1 protein-coding gene is annotated in these 1,381 nt (G+C 39.3%); it reads left to right on the forward strand.

Going from position 1 to position 1,381, the window contains the following annotated elements; all coding sequences use genetic code 11:
* Positions 1-210 precede the first annotated feature (210 nt).
* Positions 211-1,101 (forward strand): LysR family transcriptional regulator, encoded by an 891-nt coding sequence (locus Q0238_RS08950; RefSeq protein ID WP_297945289.1) that lies wholly within the window; start codon positions 211-213, stop codon positions 1,099-1,101.
* The last annotated feature ends 280 nt before the right edge of the window (positions 1,102-1,381 follow it).

A 1,381-nucleotide genomic window follows, 5' to 3' on the forward strand; every position in this document is an offset into this window, starting at 1 on the left:
GCTGATACAGGCGGATTTTAAGAAATCGCGTCTGTTGAAATTTGATTCGCTCATTTTCCTCTCCATTTGAGAAATTCTTAGCTTAAGTTTAAAGTTCTAAACTAAAAGCGTAATTTTAGTTTCATTTTTAACATAAGTCAAATATTATTTAGTGTATCATTTCATAAGAATTAAATTATCAATTGGAGAGGCTAAATGAATTTGCATCGCATGGAGCTAGTATTAAAAGTAGCAGAATTCCGTAGCTTTACTAAGGCTGCCGAGGCACTTAAAATCCCGCAGCCGTCGCTATCACAGAGCATTTTATCACTGGAACGTGAGCTTGGAGCGCAGCTTTTTAACCGCACGAGTAATCCCATTTCGCTTACGCACGCGGGAAAAATTTATGCTAGTAAAGCCAAAGTCATTTTTGATGCCATAAACGACCTAAAAAACGATATCTCTGAAATAAGCGGCGTAAAAAATGATAAAATTCGCATCGGTTTTTCGCAAAACGGCTATAATCTACTGCCGTCGCTACTGCCGATGTTTTGCAAGAAATTTAAGGATTCGGATCTACAAATCACGCAGTTTTCTTCTGCGCTTAGCATTCGTGAAATGCTACTTCAAGGTGATCTTGATGTCGGTATGCTGATACTGCCCATCGATATGAGCGGGCTTGACGGGGTTAAAATTCTAACGCAAAAAACCTATGTCGCTCTAAGCTCCACCCATCTGCTCTCGCTTGAGTTTAAAAACGAATCTGTTCCCAAAATTGACATTTCGCGCTTAAAAGAGGAAAGATTCATCCTGCCTAATCAAAGCCTAAGAAGCGCCGAGCAGATAGATGCATTTTTTGCTGCTGCGGGATTTGCGCCGAAAGTGCTGTGCCGCACGGAGACCTTTGATATCGCCAATGCTATCGTCGCAAGCGGCGCAGGAGCGTGCTTTAGCATACCGCAGATGATAAAAGAGGATAAGGCGAGCAGGATAAAGCTCTTTGATGTAGGCGCGCGTGAGCTCGATAATACGCTGATAATTGCCTACAAAAAAGGCAAACGTCTAAACCATCTAGCGCAGGCATTTATCAAAACTGCACGTAAAATTTCTAATGAAATTTAAAATTCATAGCTCGCAACGATAAATGAGAGATTGAGCTTTTGCAGCACTTTGCCTCTTTGTTGGCTTTTGCATAAAAATTTTTAGAGTAGATTTCGCCCGAGCTTAGGTAAAATTTTAAACTAAGCTTAAATTAGAATTTTGCCAATAAAATTTTTTATTGCTAAAATTTCACTCACAATTTACGACGGAATTTAGTGCGAAATTCTAATTTTTCACTCCATTTAAAATATCCAAATCCTTGTTATACACCTTGGTATCTACTTCAAAAATTCCAAGCAGC

Origin of the sequence: uncultured Campylobacter sp. (genome assembly GCF_938045775.1) — a bacterium.
In the GTDB taxonomy this organism is placed as follows: Bacteria; Campylobacterota; Campylobacteria; order Campylobacterales; family Campylobacteraceae; genus Campylobacter_B.

Coding starts and splice junctions, on each gene's coding strand:
- Q0238_RS08950 (WP_297945289.1), top strand. CDS start 211: ATGGAGCTAGTATTAAAAGTAGCAGAATTCCGTAGCTTTACTAAGGCT.